Origin of the sequence: Proteus penneri, assembly GCF_003144535.1 — a bacterium.
GTDB classification, from domain to species: domain Bacteria; phylum Pseudomonadota; class Gammaproteobacteria; order Enterobacterales; family Enterobacteriaceae; genus Proteus; species Proteus penneri.
Genome location: NZ_PHFJ01000002.1, coordinates 354,051 through 371,941 on the forward strand (window position 1 = coordinate 354,051; position 17,891 = coordinate 371,941).

At 33.3% G+C, this 17,891-nt stretch carries 18 protein-coding genes, 1 tRNA gene and 1 pseudogene; 11 read left to right on the forward strand and 9 right to left on the reverse strand.

Features of this window, described 5'->3' with window-relative positions:
- Positions 1 to 519: 519 nt before the first annotated feature.
- Positions 520 to 2,016 carry a C69 family dipeptidase gene (locus tag CUB63_RS04590; protein WP_109847554.1) on the forward strand — a complete coding sequence of 499 codons (1,497 nt, stop codon included), beginning with the start codon at positions 520 to 522 and terminating at the stop codon, positions 2,014 to 2,016.
- 79 nt (positions 2,017 to 2,095) lie between these two features.
- Here the strand turns inward: CUB63_RS04590 and CUB63_RS04595 are convergent, their stop codons facing one another.
- On the reverse strand, positions 2,096 to 2,992 hold the full coding sequence (locus tag CUB63_RS04595) for an AraC family transcriptional regulator (RefSeq protein WP_109400859.1): 897 nt from the start codon (positions 2,990 to 2,992) through the stop codon (positions 2,096 to 2,098).
- Positions 2,993 to 3,368: 376 nt separating this feature from the next.
- Here CUB63_RS04595 and CUB63_RS04600 point away from each other — a divergent pair, with 376 nt between their 5' ends.
- From CUB63_RS04600 to CUB63_RS04625, 6 genes are all read left to right on the forward strand, one after another.
- On the forward strand, positions 3,369 to 3,701 hold the full coding sequence (locus tag CUB63_RS04600; protein WP_006537335.1) for an MliC family protein: 333 nt from the start codon (positions 3,369 to 3,371) through the stop codon (positions 3,699 to 3,701).
- Between the two features lie 241 nt (positions 3,702 to 3,942).
- Positions 3,943 to 4,236, forward strand: a complete 294-nt coding sequence (locus CUB63_RS04605) for a hypothetical protein (RefSeq protein ID WP_006537334.1) — start codon at positions 3,943 to 3,945, stop codon at positions 4,234 to 4,236.
- 60 nt (positions 4,237 to 4,296) lie between these two features.
- Positions 4,297 to 4,506 (forward strand): hypothetical protein, encoded by a 210-nt coding sequence (locus tag CUB63_RS04610; RefSeq protein WP_006537333.1) that lies wholly within the window; start codon positions 4,297 to 4,299, stop codon positions 4,504 to 4,506.
- Between the two features lie 398 nt (positions 4,507 to 4,904).
- The gene (gene cspE, locus CUB63_RS04615) at positions 4,905 to 5,117 is read left to right on the forward strand and encodes a transcription antiterminator/RNA stability regulator CspE (protein WP_109847555.1); all 213 of its coding nucleotides are present in this window, start codon (positions 4,905 to 4,907) and stop codon (positions 5,115 to 5,117) included.
- A gap of 467 nt (positions 5,118 to 5,584) precedes the next feature.
- The gene (gene lpxL / locus CUB63_RS04620; protein ID WP_109847556.1) at positions 5,585 to 6,514 is read left to right on the forward strand and encodes an LpxL/LpxP family Kdo(2)-lipid IV(A) lauroyl/palmitoleoyl acyltransferase; all 930 of its coding nucleotides are present in this window, start codon (positions 5,585 to 5,587) and stop codon (positions 6,512 to 6,514) included.
- 280 nt (positions 6,515 to 6,794) lie between these two features.
- Positions 6,795 to 7,547 (forward strand): class I SAM-dependent methyltransferase, encoded by a 753-nt coding sequence (locus CUB63_RS04625; protein ID WP_109847576.1) that lies wholly within the window; start codon positions 6,795 to 6,797, stop codon positions 7,545 to 7,547.
- Between the two features lie 852 nt (positions 7,548 to 8,399).
- Here the strand turns inward: CUB63_RS04625 and CUB63_RS17550 are convergent.
- Positions 8,400 to 8,561 (reverse strand): hypothetical protein, encoded by a 162-nt coding sequence (locus CUB63_RS17550; protein WP_006537328.1) that lies wholly within the window; start codon positions 8,559 to 8,561, stop codon positions 8,400 to 8,402.
- A 137-nt stretch (positions 8,562 to 8,698) separates the two neighbouring features.
- Here CUB63_RS17550 and CUB63_RS17950 point away from each other — a divergent pair.
- Both CUB63_RS17950 and CUB63_RS04635 read left to right on the forward strand, forming a co-directional pair.
- Positions 8,699 to 8,931 (forward strand): annotated as a pseudogene (locus CUB63_RS17950) (5'-nucleotidase).
- 303 nt (positions 8,932 to 9,234) lie between these two features.
- Positions 9,235 to 9,414: a hypothetical protein gene (locus CUB63_RS04635; protein ID WP_072062756.1), complete on the forward strand. Its 180-nt coding sequence runs from the start codon at positions 9,235 to 9,237 to the stop codon at positions 9,412 to 9,414.
- Positions 9,415 to 9,863: 449 nt separating this feature from the next.
- On the opposite strand, the gene CUB63_RS04640 is transcribed toward CUB63_RS04635, so the two are convergent.
- The gene (locus CUB63_RS04640; RefSeq protein ID WP_109400864.1) at positions 9,864 to 10,298 is read right to left on the reverse strand and encodes a hypothetical protein; all 435 of its coding nucleotides are present in this window, start codon (positions 10,296 to 10,298) and stop codon (positions 9,864 to 9,866) included.
- Between the two features lie 458 nt (positions 10,299 to 10,756).
- On the opposite strand from CUB63_RS04640, the gene CUB63_RS04645 reads away from it, so the two are divergent.
- Positions 10,757 to 11,530, forward strand: a complete 774-nt coding sequence (locus tag CUB63_RS04645) for a nucleotidyltransferase domain-containing protein (protein ID WP_006537325.1) — start codon at positions 10,757 to 10,759, stop codon at positions 11,528 to 11,530.
- 115 nt (positions 11,531 to 11,645) lie between these two features.
- Here CUB63_RS04645 and CUB63_RS04650 read toward each other — a convergent pair whose 3' ends face one another.
- The 4 genes from CUB63_RS04650 to CUB63_RS04665 form a co-directional block, all read right to left on the reverse strand.
- Entirely contained in the window at positions 11,646 to 11,834 is a 189-nt protein-coding gene (locus CUB63_RS04650; protein WP_109847557.1) for an LbetaH domain-containing protein, read from the reverse strand.
- Between the two features lie 352 nt (positions 11,835 to 12,186).
- A tRNA-Pro gene (locus CUB63_RS04655) sits at positions 12,187 to 12,263 on the reverse strand.
- Positions 12,264 to 12,348: 85 nt separating this feature from the next.
- A complete protein-coding gene (gene yejM / locus CUB63_RS04660) occupies positions 12,349 to 14,085 on the reverse strand; it encodes an LPS biosynthesis-modulating metalloenzyme YejM (protein WP_109847558.1) in 1,737 nt (578 codons plus the stop codon).
- Positions 14,086 to 14,111: 26 nt separating this feature from the next.
- Positions 14,112 to 14,339 (reverse strand): YejL family protein, encoded by a 228-nt coding sequence (locus CUB63_RS04665; RefSeq protein ID WP_006537321.1) that lies wholly within the window; start codon positions 14,337 to 14,339, stop codon positions 14,112 to 14,114.
- A gap of 155 nt (positions 14,340 to 14,494) precedes the next feature.
- Here CUB63_RS04665 and yejK point away from each other — a divergent pair, with 155 nt between their 5' ends.
- Positions 14,495 to 15,499: a nucleoid-associated protein YejK gene (gene yejK / locus CUB63_RS04670; protein ID WP_109847559.1), complete on the forward strand. Its 1,005-nt coding sequence runs from the start codon at positions 14,495 to 14,497 to the stop codon at positions 15,497 to 15,499.
- Positions 15,500 to 15,582: 83 nt separating this feature from the next.
- Here the strand turns inward: yejK and rplY are convergent, their stop codons facing one another.
- Positions 15,583 to 15,867: a 50S ribosomal protein L25 gene (gene rplY, locus CUB63_RS04675; protein ID WP_006537318.1), complete on the reverse strand. Its 285-nt coding sequence runs from the start codon at positions 15,865 to 15,867 to the stop codon at positions 15,583 to 15,585.
- Between the two features lie 144 nt (positions 15,868 to 16,011).
- A complete protein-coding gene (gene radD, locus CUB63_RS04680; RefSeq protein ID WP_109847560.1) occupies positions 16,012 to 17,775 on the reverse strand; it encodes a DNA repair helicase RadD in 1,764 nt (587 codons plus the stop codon).
- Positions 17,776 to 17,891 lie beyond the last annotated feature (116 nt).

Sequence of the window (17,891 nt, forward strand, 5' to 3'; positions counted from 1 at the left end):
AATGTCATTAAAGACATAATTATATAATAGTCTTAATAAGAGCTGCTAAATCAAAGGAGGAATTTGAGCAGCTATTTGAATTTATATAAGAAAAAATCAATCAATATTTCTGATGAAATAATTCTAGATAATAAAAGTGGAACTTTTTTAGGCTAACACAACAAAATTAACATAAAGTATTATTGGATTTAATCTGTTGTTATTGTCGTTAATATCAATAGCCGTTTACATAAATAACATCGTTGTTAATTACATAACAATAACGTTAATAACAAATCTTATCTAGATTTATTTATATTTAAAATGTGTTTTTTATAAAACTCACTGATATTAATATGATACGTATAATTAACCTTTTTATTTCGAAATATAATAATCATTGAGATATAAATCACGGAAATCTACGCTTTTTCATTGTTAATATTTCGCATCAAATTATCTATCTGGTTTTTTATTTTGATTCTAAAAAGATACTTAATTGATCTACAAATTATAAATAACAAGCAAATGGGGAGTTTTATGTCTTTATTTAAAAAGGGTATTATTGCTTTATCTATTAATATAGCATTAGCGTCTTCAGCTTTAGCCTGTACAACGTTGTTAGCAGGAAGTGAAGCAACAAATGATGGTTCGTTGATTATTGCGCGTAGCGCAGATAGTGATGCATTAAAAGCACAACATTTTGTTATTCATCCGGCTAAAACGAATCAAACGGGTATTTACAGTACCAAAGAACATAATGGTGCTAATAATTTTACATATCCATTACCAAAGAATTCATTACGCTATACCACTGTGCCGAATTGGAAAACGCAACTCCATGGTGCAACAGGATTTAATGAACTAGGAGTGGGTGTTAGTGGTACTGAATCTATTTTTGCTTCACCTAAAGCACTCTCTTTTGATCCCTATGTTGAAGAGACAGGGATAACTGAAGATGATATTCCAGATGTCCTACTTTCAAGAGCAAAAACAGCTCGTGAAGCAGTGGAATTATTAGGGAACATTATTGAAGAACAAGGTGCTGGTGAAGGATTTGGTGTCGCTGTTGTTGATAAAAATGAGCTTTGGTATTTGGAAACTGGAACAGGACATCATTGGATCGCACAAAAATTACCTAAAGATAAATACTTTGCAACAGGAAACCAAGGTCGATTACAACACTATGATATTAACAGTAATGATGTGTTAGGCTCTAAAAATCTAGTAGAATTTGCTGTTGAGAAAGGGCTTTATAATCCTGAAAAAGAGGGGGCATTTAATTTCTCAAAAGCTTATACACGAGATGACGAACGAGACCGTACTTATAATGATCCGCGAGTATGGGTTATCCAGCAACAATTTAACCCATCACTAAAACAAGCTGTGGATGATGGTCGTAATTTCGCACCTTTATTAACGCCAGAAAAAAAAGTATCAGTGGAAGAAGCTAAAGCGATGTTACGTAATCACTTTGAAGGGACGAAACACGACCCATATACCAATGGGTTAAATGGTCAAGAATCTTGGCGTCCAATTAGTGTATTTAGAACTTATGAAGCGCATGTTATGCAAGTTCGTCCTGAGCTTCCTCAAGAAATTGGTGAAGTGACCTATGTTGGTTTAGGCATGGCAGATTTAACTGCATTTGTTCCGTATTACAGTGGATTAAAAGCTTATCCGCAACATTATGGAATAGGAAGTAATCAAGCAGATAGTGATTCTATTTACTGGAAATATCGTAAGTTACAAACATTAGTGATGACAGATTATCCAAAACTCGCACCAATAGTGAAAAAAGCTTATCAAGAGTGGGAAGCAAAAACCGCATTAGAGCAAAAAGAAATGGAAGCTAAATATCTCACTATGGTGAAAAAAGATAAAACTGGCGCAGATAAAATGCTTAATGAATTTAATCTACGAGTTATGGCAGATGCTGAAAAATTAACTGAAAACTTAATGAACGAATTGTTTACAGTAAGAACAAAAGATATTCAAGATGATATTTTCTTTGCTAATAAGTCTAAGAAGGATTGATAGGATAGAAGTATTTTAGATATCTGTTTTAATAGAAAGATCCCAATTAAACTGGGATCTTTTTTATAGATAAAACTCATTAAAGAACAGGAATATAGTAGCTAATCTTTTGTACGTAATGATCACTTTGACCAAGTAATTTATCGTAACTTACTGACTCTTTTAATGTATATCGTTCAATGTCTGGACCGGGTCTGCGCAATAAATTCATTTTCGGAAGTACTTTGGTATAGACGGTATAAATAATGTCATCATAACCAGTTAATGAATCTAAGATTTCATTTATATGAAATGTAATGGCTAGATAGTTGCCACCAGGTAGTTCTAGTTGTGACATGGCCGAAGCATTTGATGTTTTTGCTAACTTTTCTTTATCAACGGCAGTGCTATAAATATACATAGTATCTTCTAATGTACTTGCAGATGCTCGATGCATTGCATATAGCTCTGTGGGTATTGTATGCACATCTTTTAAAAATTTACGCCAAAATTCTTTTCTGAATTTTTTCTTGTCTGAATCCCATGTTGAAATAGGCTTATTGTAATGATGCGACATACCGACTAATTTTTGAGATGAGAGTGTAACTACCTCATATTTAGCGCTCAGTTCAACGGTTTCTAATGCAGGGAAAATCAGTTCACTAATATCCCATCCTGGTCTTTTTCTATATTCCGAAGGCGTGATATTAAACTGTTTTTTAAAGGCTCTGCAAAATGTTTGTTGGGAATCAAAACGATACTTCAATGAAATATCTAACAGGCTACAACGTGTTATTCTTAACGCGTAGGCGCCACAAGATAAACGACGAGCGAGTATGTATTTTCCTAAAGATATTCCTGTATACGCTTTAAATAAACGCTGAAAATGCCATTTTGTATAGCCTGATTTTTCAGCAACAATATCTAACGATAAACGTGAATCGAGATTTTGCTCAATCCAAACGATGATATCTTTAACAACATTCTCTTGTAGCATGAATATTCCTATTAATTTTTCTATCGATGTTTCTCAACAGAATCGACTTAATTTATTGAACTACAATAAATTTATAGGTGTTAGGATAATTACATATCGTATAATGATAGTTACATTGAATAAAGTAAAATAGGCAGGTAATAATGTAAAGTTATGTATTGCAATTTATTTGAATTAAAATTGACTTTAATTAAAAAATTGTATTTTAACTCTTTCATCAATGATTGATAATTTTTATTAGATTTAATCTTAAATTGAAATATTTTTATATTTTAAGCTTTAATAAAATGCGGAGATATCCTATTTTATCTTTAAAAAAGAAATCCTAATCTAATTTTATTAGCAAAACATTATTTTGTTATTTTAGGAGATGTAAATGAATAAATTATTTTCTATTTCTACTATTGCTTTAGTTTTTTCACTAATAACAGCACCTGCTTTGGCTGCTAAAACGGATACTTATGACTGTGAAGGTCAAAAAATCAGAGTTTCTTTTCCTAATGAACAGCTAGCTGTTATGTATTACAGTGATGAAATTATAGTTTTAAAAGAAGCTATTGCGGCTAGTGGTGCTCGTTATGTTGGTGAGAATTTCCAAATTTGGGGTAAAGGAAAAGGTGAATTTAATTTAGCAACGATTTCAGAAGATGATGCAGTTAATGGACGTGTTGCTGAAGATAAAGGACGCACTTGTAAATTAGTAAAATAACGTAGAAACCAGTTATAAATAACAAAGAGGACAATTTTATTGTCCTCTTTGTTATAAGAAAAAGATTAAGCAAATATAATAAAATTTGAAAATAAAAACGATTATTATCGACAAAGTAATAACGCATTTTTTATCACACAAATAAGTTGATCATAAAAAAATAAATCAGTTATAAAAGTCGTTAAAATCTTTTTCTAAAGATATTTTATTAGACCATCTTCGTATTAAAAGTATTAATGTAATGGGATTTTCACAAGGTGCTGTTTTTGCTATGGCTCTTTGTGTTTATTATCATGTTGATAAACTACTTATTGTCGTAGGACAAGATCAATTTGATTATCCTGATACACAAAATAAGCTAACAGATGATGTTGTTAATATGCAACGTCAAGCTGTTGGATCACCCAATTCGTTAACCAGCAGGGTTAAGCAAAATATTACAGCCAAGTGGTTAATGGATTTTATTCTAAATTACAGTGCCGATGTTGATTTGGCTGTTTATAAATCAAATGATTTTCTCCCAGTTTATCAATAATGTATGGCCGAAGCCTTTAAACAAGGCAATGATTGATATACGCAAGATTTGCTGATTGCTATGCAACCTTGGGGATTTTCACCTGAAGAAATAAAGACACCAATCAGCTTATGGTATGGAATGAAAGATATCAGTACAGTTCATTCACCAGACTTTGGGGATTTATTATTTCAACGTTTTCCTAATGCTGAGCGGCATTTATGGCCAGAAGAAGGAGGCTCACTTCTATGGACGAAAACAGAAGAAATTTTATTGGAACTAGCTAATTAATAAGGTGATGTAGTACATTAATGATAGAGTAGATACTGGTTATCTTAAAAAATAACAGTATCTACTTTTTTATTCATATTCTTAAATTAAAATAATGAGATAGGTAAAATAGATAATTATTTTTATCTTATAATTATTTTCTAATTTTGCGTGAGAAAAGTTTTTTTAAAATAAAGATAAAAATAATTTGCTATAAACTGAATTATATGACTTAATAGCGCCACTGGTTTGGAAGTACAGACCTATTTATGTTAGTGCAGTTTCAAGTAGTTCACCGTTTAGCGTTATCCCTGATACCTCTTCGTTGCGAATTCCTTCAAATAGTGACCATAAGTAAAAATCCGAAATCAAACCGCAAACAATGCCTTATGGCAAAATAATTAATTAAAGGAAATCTTATGTCTAATACAATGGCAGGTACAGTAAAATGGTTTAACGATGATAAAGGTTTTGGTTTTATCACTCCTAAAGACGGTAGCAAAGATGTATTCGTACATTTTTCAGCGATCCAAAGCGATAGTTTCAAATCTCTGAAAGAAGGCCAAGAAGTTTCATTTTCTATCGAAAATGGCGCTAAAGGTCCAGCAGCAGCGAACGTAATCGCTCTGTAATCTATTGAGCCGTTATTACTGTATATATTGTTTAATGCAATATTGATACAAGTAAGATCTAGAAAACCTCACTTCGGTGGGGTTTTTTTATATCAATTTCTAGTATTATTTAAATTTGACGTGTATTTAATAAAACGTATAAAAAATAGCATTATTAAAGTTATGTAAGTATTTAATGTAAATTATTTAAATTTTTAGAAAGTTATTTACTTTAATACCTAATGATTTTTACAAAGAAATAAATTAATGGATAAATAAATTCTTATAATGGCAAAGTAAAGGCATTAAGATATTGTCTTCTCAATCAAAAGAAAGAAAAAAGTTTTATTAGAATAAAAAGATATCAGATAAATCATAAAAAAATAATTTAAGATAAAATTTAAATTAATATTTAATGACTTATCTTAAAAAATTACTGTCTAATCCAATATGGCTTAAATGCTTTTTAGTTCCTAAAGGACAAACTTGTGTACGCTAAAAATATTTTTTCATTACATCTATTACATCCAAAATATTTCTTAACTTGGTTTGGTGTTTTTATTCTTTTTTTATTAGTGCAACTTCCTTATTCTTGGTTACTTTTTTTAGGTAAACACCTTGGGGTGTTATCTCGTTTTTTTGTCAAAAGAAGAGTCTCAATAATAAAGAAAAATTTAGAACTATGTTTCCCTGACAAAGATAAAAATGAAATCGACAAGCTTGTTATGAATAATTTATCATCTCTAGGTATCGCATTATTTGAAACAGGTATGGCGTGGTTTTGGAGTGATCGTCGATTAAAAAATCTCTTTGAAGTACAAGGATTCTCCAATTTTACTGATGCTAAAGATAAAAAAACGGGAATTTTACTCATTGGTATACACTCTATGTCACTAGAGCTGGGAGGACGCATTATGGGACTTTGTTTCCCTGTGAATGCGATGTATAGACCACATAATAATAAAGCAATGGAGTTTATCCAGACTAAAGCAAGATGCCGTTCCGATAAGGGTATGATAGATAGACGTAACTTAAAGTTTATGGTTATGGAGTTAAAAAAAGGAAAAGCGATTTGGTTTGCTCCTGACCAAGACTTTGGCTTAAAAGGTACAACATTTTCTCCATTCTTCTCTGTTGAAAAAACATCAACCTCCAAAGGTGTTGCTATATTAGCAAAATTATCAGGAGCGCCTTCTTTAACTGTTACTTTGGTAAGAAATGAAGATCAGAAAGGCAAAAAATACAGTTTAATCATTGGTAAAGAACTGATTAATTATCCTTCTGATGATATTCAAAATGATACAGATAGAATGAATAAGCTGATTGAAACAGAAATTATGCGAGCTCCAGAACAATATTTATGGGCTCATCGTCGGTTCAAAACTCGACCTGCAGGTGAAGCCAATTTTTATAATTAACATAAAAAAGAGTAATACATCAATACATGATGTGTTGCTCATTATTTACAAGAAAAAAGATAATCATTATCAATTAAATTGTCAGCCCTTACGTTTATATGGATTAATGAAAATGCAAACAAAAGAGATAGAATGGAAATAAAAAGATAAGAAAAAAGAATAGAGTTAGCAGGTATATAAGTTAACTATACCTGATTAATATATCTAGTTGAATATTGATATCTTAATTTATGGCTTTATTATCATTAAAAATAAACAACAAAAAGAGAATAGAATATTTATGCAGAGTTATCATTCGCTATCAGCCCAAGTTTACCAATTAGATAAACCTATAGGGTGTAGTTTTGGTGACGCAGAATATTATCAAGAACGTCTTAAGGATGTTAATGGTAAAATCTTAGAACCCGCGGTAGGAACTGGGCGTATTTTAATCCCTTTATTAAAGGCTGGATTTAATATAGAAGGGTTTGATCTTTCAGATGAGATGCTTTATTTCTGTATGGAAAATCTAAGAAGTAATGGATATTCTCAAGATAAAGTGACTAAAGATAATTTGCTGACATTCCAAGTTGAGACACTTGTTGATGCAATAATTATTCCGACAGGGACTTTCTTATTGTTAGATAGCGAAATAAAAGCACTACAGTCACTTCAACAATGTTATAACGCATTAAATCCAGGCGGACGTTTGCTAATTGACATTAGTTTGGCGCATACTTTTACTAAAGGCCAATGTTCTAGTCGACAATTTGAAACGCCGGAAGGAGATTTAATTACCTTACAGATAGTAAATGCTGAAATAGATTATATTAATCAATTAACAGTATCTCATCATCGTTATGATAAATGGAGAAATGGGAAAATAATTGAAAGTGAATGGGAAGTGTTTAAATTGAAATGGTTTGGTGTGAATGAATTTAAACGGATCCTTGAATCTATTGGCTTTGATAAAATAACAATTTCTGGAAATTATCAATATCTACACGAACCAAATAACGAAACAGAAATTATTACTTTTGAAGCTTATAAATAGAAATTAAATAGGATATTGACAATAAGACCATAAAATAATGACCTTTTGAAGGTCATTAAGTAGTTTTTCTATCTTTTTGAAAAGATAAAATGTTGTCTTTGCTATGAGAAAATAAAACAAGAGAATGTTTACTTTGAAAGAATAAATGATTTTATGTGTCAGTATTAAAGTGAGTTTTTAAGATAAAAAATCCCCGCACTAGGCGGGGATAAATTAAATATCTATCGTGTCATCAAAAGCGTAGAGACCATAATAAGAGCCTGCACCACCATGACCAATTCGAGTGATAAAGTCGATATAGTTCTGTGGAAATTTACATCCAAAATCTTTGTGTTAGTGACAAACAATAGCAACAAGTATTAATTTTTCACGGATATGCTCGGTGGGATTATGTGCATATTTCTTATTTATTTGTTCTCATTGTTGTAACGATGTCAACTTGTTTTCTTTCAAAAAAAAATAAGATAAAACCCATAAAGTAAAGTCCCTGTTTAATTCTTAAATGCTTGTTTAACAATCTGTTATGGTGAATAGAAGATCAAACATAAAATGATTTTCTTACTGAAATTACACTGTAAACTATTTTTATCTTTAATGAGAAAATAGTATTTTTAGATAATGGTTTTCATTATTTATTGTACAAGGAGAATGAATATATGATAGATAAAAAAGAGACCAACGCTAGGAGAGTTGGTCAATAAATACTAGAAGCAATGTGAGCAATGTCGTTGTGAAAAACTGAGTAAAATACTCAACTATTCATGCAATAAAGGATAATCATTATCATTTAATGTGTCAAACCCACTAAGATTATGGTCACTATTTATTCACATTAAAAACCAACAAAATAATTTAGTTGATAGAAACTAAAGTTGGTAATTTGTCAATTATAACAATGAGATCACTTTTTTCTGATTTAGTATTTATCGCATTCTCAATGCTTTTCATTTTTTTTATTTTATTGATTAAATCCTTAGCATGTTGAGATCGTAAATGTATTGTTTTTTTAACCATGAGTATTCTCCTTACTTGTGATAACCACTAGCATAATAGTGATAACATTTAAATGCAAATGATAATCAATATCACTTGGTGTTAAAGGAGAGAATAAACTCTTGGGAAATATTGTGACACTGCTATATTCATACTTTATGTGCAGATTTTCTTACCTCAGAGCTATTTATGTTCCATTACTTAAGATCTCCATTGTTACTGCACGAAATGCACCATCTCATAAGCGAGTTATTAATACCATGAGGGGATGGGGAATTTCTGTTAATGAAGCTTTTTTATGGGAGGAGTAGATAAAGTAAATGTGTTAAAGATTTTAAAACCACATATATTCTTTGATGATCAAAAATTACATTTAAAATCCTCGTATTAACTTCCTTCTGTACATATCCCGTTTGGGATAGCGAACAAAGATATAGATAATAAATTATTATAGTAAAAAAGGTGTGTGATATTTATATCATACCCTCTTTTTTTATTTTGTCTAATATGGCTTTTATTTGAAATATTCTATTTATATTTTTTTATTTAAATAAAACCAATAGCAAAGTTGGATCTATTTTTATAGAAGTAGTATGGTATTGGATAATTTATATATATTATAAATTAATAACGATTTATAGATATTTTATCTTAGATGTATCTAATTAATTAAAATTAAATAAGGAAAATTGAAATGGATAATGATCATAGATTTTTTTCTGATGATATATGCCCCAAAACCGCATTATATGGTCAATTTTATGGTGATAATCACTATGCGGGCAGAGATTATGAGCGGAAAATATATAACGGAAATAAATTCCCAAAAACTAAAAAAGGATTTTATTTTAAAAAGTTAATGAATTTTAAATGATAAAAGTAACAAGCAGTAATATAAAGTCACTTTAACAAAAGTATCAGTTGATGATTGCGTAATAACGAGTTTTAACTTGTTAAAATAATATTACATTAAATTTATTATTAAATTTCAAATGTCAGTAGATTAATAACCTTATCATAAAGGTTAGAAATTCTTTCTAATATTATTTGATCTTGAGTAAATATCATATTAAATGACTGGCTCAGTAATATGTAATCATCAACATTTTTTATATTATTGATGGTTTATCTTTGGTTCTATTTATCGAATATACTGTAAGTTTCTAAAAATTTATAATATGTGGAATAAGTATATAAGTATAAAGTGAAAAGATATTATTATAACAAGTGAGTTATTGATGTAAAAACTCACTTGTTAATATAAGAAATCATACAGTATGAAGATACAACATTAAGTTTGCTACATTATTTGGGTATAATTTATTATAAGTGTTCCCAGCATCCTGAATAATTCCAATCTGTAATAGTCCCTTTTTTATTAGCAACAAAATTATTTGTACAAATTGTCGATTGCCCCCATCCATTATTTTGTGTCCATTTCCATGTGTATTGTGTGCCACCATCTGTTCTTTTATGTGTGTTACTAGGACTGCCCCAAGACATAACAAGATCATCTACGGATTTGCCAACCCAATACGATCTACGCGCTTTGAACTCTTCTATCTGCTTTAATCTCTCTAACCTTGCTTTACTTGGTACTCCTTGCTCTTGGTTTTGTAAAGCTTGTTTATGTTTAGCTCCAGGTACTCCAGTAAGAGCATAAGTTAAGTCTGAAATAGCATCACGATCTCTTTGGGTACAACCATTTAGAATGAATAAGGAGAAGAAAGAAATAGCGAAAATTAATTTGTTAATCATAATAATCCTTTGTTGCATTAGTAATTAATGCCATATATTTAATAATCATATCTTAAATTTATTTATATTATATAGTTATCTATTGAGTGACTTAAAAATTTTCCGCTGATAATGAGCATTACACATGTAAATACCATCAAAATAACAAGCAAATAAAATATTGAATTGTATTTATCCATAAATAATAAAATCATAAATAAAGTAACCAAATTCTAGCGATTAAGAAAATCAAGTGAGATACCTTCTTGATAAAATATCATTATTGATACGACAGCTATCATATTTATACCTGTTAGCTCAGGTTTGAGCTAACAGGTTTCGTAGGTAGAAATATAACTAAATATGATCGCCTGTTTTGAGCGAGAAGCAGACATTAAGATATAATAGTTTGGATGCGAGAATTTCAGGCTCAAAATGCCTATTATCCAGAAAAGTAACATTAGCAAACAGGAAAATAGATGGCCACCGATCATAACGATTTTATATCCCAGCCCAAATACGTGGAAATTCAACCTGCATTCTCACGTATAATTGAATGCGTTGTGACAAATCTAACTCATTGCTTTCCTGACCTTATACACAGTATATACGTATACGGAAGTGTAGCTGAAGGCAGAGCAGAGGAAGGTAGGTCTGATTTGGATATGACAGTCATTTTCAAACATGAACTTGATCGGGCTACTAAAGAACAATTTGCAACTGTTCAGTCTGTTCTTGAAAAAAATAATCCCGTTATCAGTAAAATTGATTTTGATTGTGGTCTGCTGGGACAGGTTCTCGATCCAAATAATGTACTCAGTTGGGGATACTGGATTAAACATCACTGTCACTGCGTTTATGGCGAGGATTTGAGTCATCACTTTCAAGCTTTCAAACCTTCAAAAGCTATTGCAGTAGCTGTGAATGGTGACTTTATGCAGGTTCTGGATAAACTAGTAATTCAAATAAAAACATCTTCTAACGAAAACAAAAAGTTACAGCTTCAGCGCTCGGCTGCGCGAAAACTTATCAGAGCAACCAACATCCTTCGTAGTGAACAAGATAATGACTGGCCTGACTCTCTACATGAGTATCGTGCTAAATTTAACTCACGATATCCTGCACTAGCGGAAGATATGGATTACCTATTGGAAATTAGCATTAAACCCCGAAGTGGCATAACAGACTTCGAAAAACGGGTTATGGCATTTGCCCACTGGCTTAGCTCTGAATTTAATAGCCAAAAAGCCTAACCAGATGCTCTTGTTAATCTCTTAAATAACCAACGTCCGCTTCTAGCACAGAACAGTCTGTCAATTTAGAATCGACTCTGTATCATACCTGTATTAGCTCAAATCTGAGCGAGTATTATATAATGAAATTGTTTTTAATATGAGACTCTATTATTGTGTTCTTTTCTTTTGGGGTAAATACGATCCTATCAGGAGGTATGTCTTTATCAATAAAGCTCATTGCCCCAATCATAACATTGTCACCAATATGTAACTCATTACCAATGATATATGAGTTAGCACCAACTGTTACATTATTACCTATCTTGGATCAGAAAAGACAATGTCCATAAACAGGTAACCATAAGGATTGTCTGCAGATAAACGAGTCTCTTCTAACTGAGCAATATATTCCGCATTATTGATTTCAAGCTTAATCATGGTATCACCTATTTAACTGTGTTTTTATACAGTGATTTATATAAGGTAACGAATAGAATAGCAAGGAGAAATGGGCAATTTTATCAGCTAAAGAAAGGGGGATTTTGAGAGATGATTTGTCGTCGTTTTACCAGAGTTTTACCAGAGTTTTACCAGAGTTTTACCAGAGTTTTACCAGTGGCAAATTTCAGACATAAAAAAACCAACCGTAAATGGTTGGTTTTCTTAAATATTGTTGGTCGGCATGATAGGATTTGAACCTACGACCCCCGACACCCCATGACGGTGCGCTACCAGGCTGCGCTACATGCCGTTTGTGCCCTGTATATTACTGCTTTTGACTGCTAAAGCAACCCTTTGCTAATTAAGTGACGTAATTTTATACATCACTAATCGCGCTAGCGTTCAATAAAGCGTTTTTGTTCGGCAAGAACTTGGAGTAATAATTTTAAGTCAGGTTTTGCAGAGCTAATTTCTTTTCCTGATCTATCAAATAAAGCATACCGACCATGTTTATCTATCAACAAGGTATTATCTTGTAAAAAGACGACGAATGCCTCGTCATCACCTGTAAAAATCCATGGATGATTACGGGTACTTGCGAATAAATCTTCACCTTGTGAATAGTTATCTGCTGGGCTAATGACATGCAAAACATGCTGCATCAAGGTTGTCATAACATCTTGATGGCTTGTCATTCTATCAATAACTTGTGGCGTCATATTGGGCCAATGTATTATCAATGGCACTTGTGATTGGCTTAAATTAAAAGTGGTCTTATCTAACAGCCACTGATTAACCTGCTTCTTATTGTTGTCTTGATGATAGCTAGAAGTGACAACAACTACAGTATTATCCAGCGTTTTGGTTTTTTGTAATGTCTTAAATATTGTTTCTAGTTGATCATTTAACGTAGCGCGTTGAGATGCATTATTGGTGTGACCATTAATTTGTAAGAAAGAGAACCAAGGGCTAGTTTGACTGTTTTTGATCAACCAATTATTCCAACTATCAATGGTGGCACTGTTATCACCACTGCGTGATGTTGGGAGAGAGAAATCTGATAACACAGCTTGTTTAAACAATGGTGTTTGGAAACCATTAGTTGAAAACATTGCTAATTGATAGTTTCGATAACTTAATGCATCGAAAAGTGCAGAGTTTTTTCTGCTACTTAATACACTGTCTAAATAAGAAGGTGAAATACCATAAAATAGGCCAAATAATGCAGTGCCATTATTAATGCCTGATGAATAATGTCTTGAAAAATAAAGACTATTTTGTGCGAATTGTTGCAAGCTTGGTAAATCGGACACTTCTTCGTTACCTAAACCATCAATGACAACTATCAGCACGTTATAAGAATAGGTGTCCTTGGCATAGATTAATGGAGCAAGAGGATAGGTGATACCTTGCGCTGCTGGATTACCTTCACTGATAACACGTTGCTCATATTCTGATTGATTAATAAAACCATGACGTTCAAGAAATTTACGCGCCGTCATTGGATACGATAATGGTAAATTGGCACGTTGCATGGTGATTGGGCGATAGAAATTAGCATCAGCCCAGATTGACATTGAGTGAGATAATATAAAGCAAGTAATAAAGACACCAGCTAATGGTTTACCCCAACGTTGGCGATTTAAGCTACGTAATTTTTGCCAACTCCATGTTGCAAAAAGCATTTCAATAAGAAAGATGATGGGAATGCCAATGAAAATAAGTTGCCATTCACGTGCCATTTCACCTTCATCTGGATTAATCACAAGATCCCAAACAAGTTGAGTCAAATGGAGTTGAAATTGCTGGTAAACGGCGATATCAAAAATAAGGATAGTTAATCCTGCACTGGCAAGAGCACAGGAAATAACTCTAAGTAGCCGTTGGGAGACCGCGACAAAGGTGAGAGGAAAAAGGATGAGTATATAGATAGCAAAGACAATAAAACTAAAATGTCCCATCCAGCTCACAATAGCGTAAAAACGACCAGCAAAAGTTGCAGGCCAATCAGAAATAAACAGGTAACGGCTCCCAAGCAGTAAGCTTAGAATAATATTAAATAGCGCAAACCAGTGACCCCAACTGATCATTTGGGAAACTTTTTCACGATAGGACTGAGGTTTCGTTACCATGTCTATAAATAATTTTTCTATGTTTATTAGTGAATATTGCCTTCATCAATTGAAGCACGCAATGCGTGAACAAAAGAGTCAGTAATCAGCATTCGTTGAGCAGGGGCAATACTTGTATTAATTAAGTTTGTCACCATGTTCCCCAACACCATCAAAGAAAGATCTGTAGGAGTATGATGTTTTTCAAGAACGCTGACAAGTTCTGCAAGTAATTGCTCAACTTGTTCATCACTATAACGGGATTTTTGTGGCATAAAATCTGAATTCCTACTATATGAATAAAACGCTATATATTACCGTATTGCTAGGCCTTTTTCCGCTATTAAATTAATTAATTTTCCCTTGATACTGAAAGTAGGGAGTGTTTGAATACGCGCACGAGAAAGAGAAGCAATAGAAGAGGACGGCCATGAGTCTAGATATTAGTCAGTTAGTCTTACATCAGCTTATCAAGCAAGATGAGCAGACATTAGAAGTTGTGCTACGTGATTCACTCTTAGAAATTGAACCCGTTGTTCAGGAGATGATTGAAGAGTTACATCGTGTATACAGTGCAAAAAGTAAAGCTTATGGTTTGTTTAATGAAGAAAGCGAATTAGCAGAAGCACTGCGCTTACAACGTAAAGGCGAAGAGAACTTTTTAGGTTTTTCACGAGCAGCAACCGTGAGACTAAAAGATGAATTAGCAAAATACCCTTTTGCTGAAGGTGGCACTGTTCTATTTTGTCACTATCGTTATTTAGCGGTGGACTACCTTTTAATTGCTGTACTTAGTAGCTGTAACAGTATGTGGGTAAATGACAGCCTTGATGTGTCATCAACACGTTATTTAGATATTCCTCATGCAGACATTATTGCTCGTATCGATTTAACTGAGTGGGAAACGGCACCCGACTCTTTACGTTATTTAACGTTTTTAAAAGGTCGTGTTGGACGTAAAGTCTCTGATTTCTTTATGGATTTTTTAGGTGCTCAAGAAGGTTTAAACGCTAAAGTTCAAAATAAAGGCTTATTACAAGCGGTTGACGATTTTTGTGAAGCCTCAGAAATGGGTAAGCAAGAACGTCAAACTTGTCGTGAGCAAGTATATAGCTACTGTAATGAGCAATTACAATCGGGCGAAGAAATTGCCTTAACAGAGCTTGCTGAAGAATTACCCTCTTTGGGCGATCAAAACTTTGCTCAATTTACTGAAGAGAAAGGCTATGAATTAGCTGAAACATTTCCAGCAGATCGCAGTACGCTACGTCAGCTGATGAAGTACTCGGGAAGTGGTGGTGGATTAACAGTGAATTTTGATGCGAAATTATTAGGAGAGAGAATATTCTGGGATCCAGCAACAGATACGCTCACAATTAAAGGTACACCGCCTAATTTACGTGATCAGCTACAACGTAGAGCATCAGAAAAATAATTAAACAGTAGAAACAAATAACGCCACATCAAGTGGCGTTACATGCTCGGCGTCCCGAAAAATAAAGCTCGAAGGGTGGCTTATTAAGCGCGCAGGAAGTCGATATGAGTAATTTTTGGCTTATACTCGTGACGTTGCACTGCTTTAACTTTAACTTTAGTTTCTTTGCCATCGATAACCAGGTTTACGAAATCTGAATAGAATTCTGATTTGTGTTCTTGGTTGATTACTTCGTTGTGATCTAAATCGATAGCGATTGGCTCTTCATTTCCGCCATAAACGATAGCAGGAAAACGGTTAGCCACACGCAGGCGGCGGCTCGCACCCTTACCCTGCTCTTTACGTACAGTTGCATTAATAGTTAACATCTTTTTTCTCTTATGAAAAAGAAAGAAAATACATACTTGTTACAGGCGACCCAGCAACAAGCTCGAGATTTGGTTTATCTAAAAATAGATAAAGCGGGGCGCATTTTAACGAAAAAGTCCACTAACAGCAAATATAAATCCAGATTAATACAAGGTATCTGCTTTTCGATAGCGGCCTGTATAGTCAAAAATCTTATTTCTTATCTTCCAAAAGCGCTCTCTTTTACCTTTATGTGCGACTATAAAGTCGGGGTGACGTAACAAATCAAATTGTTTAATAATGTCGTTGGCATTATGCCAAACAAAAGGGACACCTGGTGCGCGTTGATGTTCACGTAAGAATTTTAATTCGAATACTTTTCGTTGTGCTGGAGTGGTTAGTCGAAAACGTTCAGAGACAGAAGTGCCTTCTTCATCGTAATAATTGATGTCTAACCATTCTCCTTTAGCATCATTCCCAGATTGAAATTGCATGCCTCCACAGCGCAAAACAAGCGCTCCTTTTAGCTTTAATGCGGCTTTAAGCATATCATCAGGATCAACTAATATTTCATCACAGTGAACACAACGACGTGCTGCAATATCATTTTCTTCATTACAGTGGGGGCATAATTTAAAGCGGAAACGAAATTCACACTGCTGTTTTTGCCCATGTTCATTGAGTTCCCAGCCTTGGCAGCGTCGACCATAATGTTCAATAATATCGCCATCAGCATCCACTATTCCCCAAAATGTATTAGCAAATTGGCAAACAGGGCAGAATACTTGTACAGGTTTACTATTTGGATTGGGTTTTTTAGTACCGACTTCGGGTAGATAAAGATCATGAGGATTACCTGCATAATCTAAAATTAGGCATTCTGTTTTTCCTGCAAATAATCTTAATCCTCGCCCTACAATTTGCTGGTATAAACTTACAGACTCAGTAGGGCGTAGAATAGCGATTAAATCAACATGAGGTGCATCAAAGCCAGTTGTTAGTACGGCCACATTGACCATATAACGTAATTGCTGCTGCTTAAAACGAGAAATAAGATCATCACGTTCATAAGGTGGCGTATCCGCGCTCACTAATGCCGCTTCATCTTGAGGCAAAAGAGAAAGAATTTCTTTTGCATGTTCAACGGTGGCTGCAAATATCATGACGCCACGACAGCTTTCTGCATATTCAATAATCTGTGAAACAATATGAGGCGTAATACGTTTTTGTCTTTTTATTTCACGATTAAGATCTTCTTCATTAAATATTCCATTTTGACTTGTTCGGACTTGGCTAAAGTCATATTGCAAAATAGGCATATCTAATCGAGTTGGGGGTACTAGAAAATGATTGCTTATCATATAGCGCAAAGGTAATTCATAAATACAATCACGGAAAAAGCAGTCTTCATTGCCTTTGATCATACCGTGATAATGATATTGATAAATCCACCCTGTAGGTAAACGATAAGGTGTTGCAGTTAATCCTAAGATCCGTAATTGTGGATTAATAGATTGTAATTGTTTAATGACTTGCTGATATTGACTATCTTCAGACAAACTAATGCGATGGCATTCATCAATAATAAGAAGGGAAAAAGTATCATTAAACTGCGATAAATTACGGGCAACAGATTGCACACTACCAAAAACAACTTTTCCGCTACTCTCTTTTTGTTGTAAGCCCGCAGCAAAAATATCCGCAGATAGACCATAAGCCTCATATTTGCTATGGTTCTGTTCTACTAATTCTTTTACGTGTGCTAGCACCAATACGCGTCCGCGCGCTCTTTTAGCAAGTTCAGCAATGACTAAACTTTTTCCTGCGCCAGTAGGTAATACAATTACCGCAGGTGTATTGTATTGGCGAAAATAAGAGATGGTCGCGCTAACAGCATCAAGTTGATAAGGTCTGAGTGTAAAAGCCATAACTCTACATAAGAAATCAAACGGAGCGTCAGCGTAACATTTTTTTATGGGTAGCGCGAATAAGGAGGAGTATAGAGCGTGATAGTTTATTTATAAATTAATTAGTTGTTTTATTG

Excerpts from the sequence above, each read along its gene's own strand:
- CUB63_RS04590 (WP_109847554.1), top strand. The coding sequence starts at position 520 with ATGTCTTTATTTAAAAAGGGTATTATTGCTTTATCTATTAATATAGCA.
- CUB63_RS04595 (WP_109400859.1), bottom strand. The coding sequence starts at position 2,992 with ATGCTACAAGAGAATGTTGTTAAAGATATCATCGTTTGGATTGAGCAA.
- CUB63_RS04600 (WP_006537335.1), top strand. The coding sequence starts at position 3,369 with ATGAATAAATTATTTTCTATTTCTACTATTGCTTTAGTTTTTTCACTA.
- CUB63_RS04605 (WP_006537334.1), top strand. The coding sequence starts at position 3,943 with ATGGGATTTTCACAAGGTGCTGTTTTTGCTATGGCTCTTTGTGTTTAT.
- CUB63_RS04610 (WP_006537333.1), top strand. The coding sequence starts at position 4,297 with ATGCAACCTTGGGGATTTTCACCTGAAGAAATAAAGACACCAATCAGC.
- cspE (WP_109847555.1), top strand. The coding sequence starts at position 4,905 with ATGTCTAATACAATGGCAGGTACAGTAAAATGGTTTAACGATGATAAA.
- CUB63_RS04625 (WP_109847576.1), top strand. The coding sequence starts at position 6,795 with ATGCAGAGTTATCATTCGCTATCAGCCCAAGTTTACCAATTAGATAAA.
- CUB63_RS17550 (WP_006537328.1), bottom strand. The coding sequence starts at position 8,561 with ATGGTTAAAAAAACAATACATTTACGATCTCAACATGCTAAGGATTTA.
- CUB63_RS04635 (WP_072062756.1), top strand. The coding sequence starts at position 9,235 with ATGGATAATGATCATAGATTTTTTTCTGATGATATATGCCCCAAAACC.
- CUB63_RS04640 (WP_109400864.1), bottom strand. The coding sequence starts at position 10,298 with ATGATTAACAAATTAATTTTCGCTATTTCTTTCTTCTCCTTATTCATT.
- CUB63_RS04645 (WP_006537325.1), top strand. The coding sequence starts at position 10,757 with ATGGCCACCGATCATAACGATTTTATATCCCAGCCCAAATACGTGGAA.
- yejM (WP_109847558.1), bottom strand. The coding sequence starts at position 14,085 with ATGGTAACGAAACCTCAGTCCTATCGTGAAAAAGTTTCCCAAATGATC.
- CUB63_RS04665 (WP_006537321.1), bottom strand. The coding sequence starts at position 14,339 with ATGCCACAAAAATCCCGTTATAGTGATGAACAAGTTGAGCAATTACTT.
- yejK (WP_109847559.1), top strand. The coding sequence starts at position 14,495 with ATGAGTCTAGATATTAGTCAGTTAGTCTTACATCAGCTTATCAAGCAA.
- rplY (WP_006537318.1), bottom strand. The coding sequence starts at position 15,867 with ATGTTAACTATTAATGCAACTGTACGTAAAGAGCAGGGTAAGGGTGCG.
- radD (WP_109847560.1), bottom strand. The coding sequence starts at position 17,775 with ATGGCTTTTACACTCAGACCTTATCAACTTGATGCTGTTAGCGCGACC.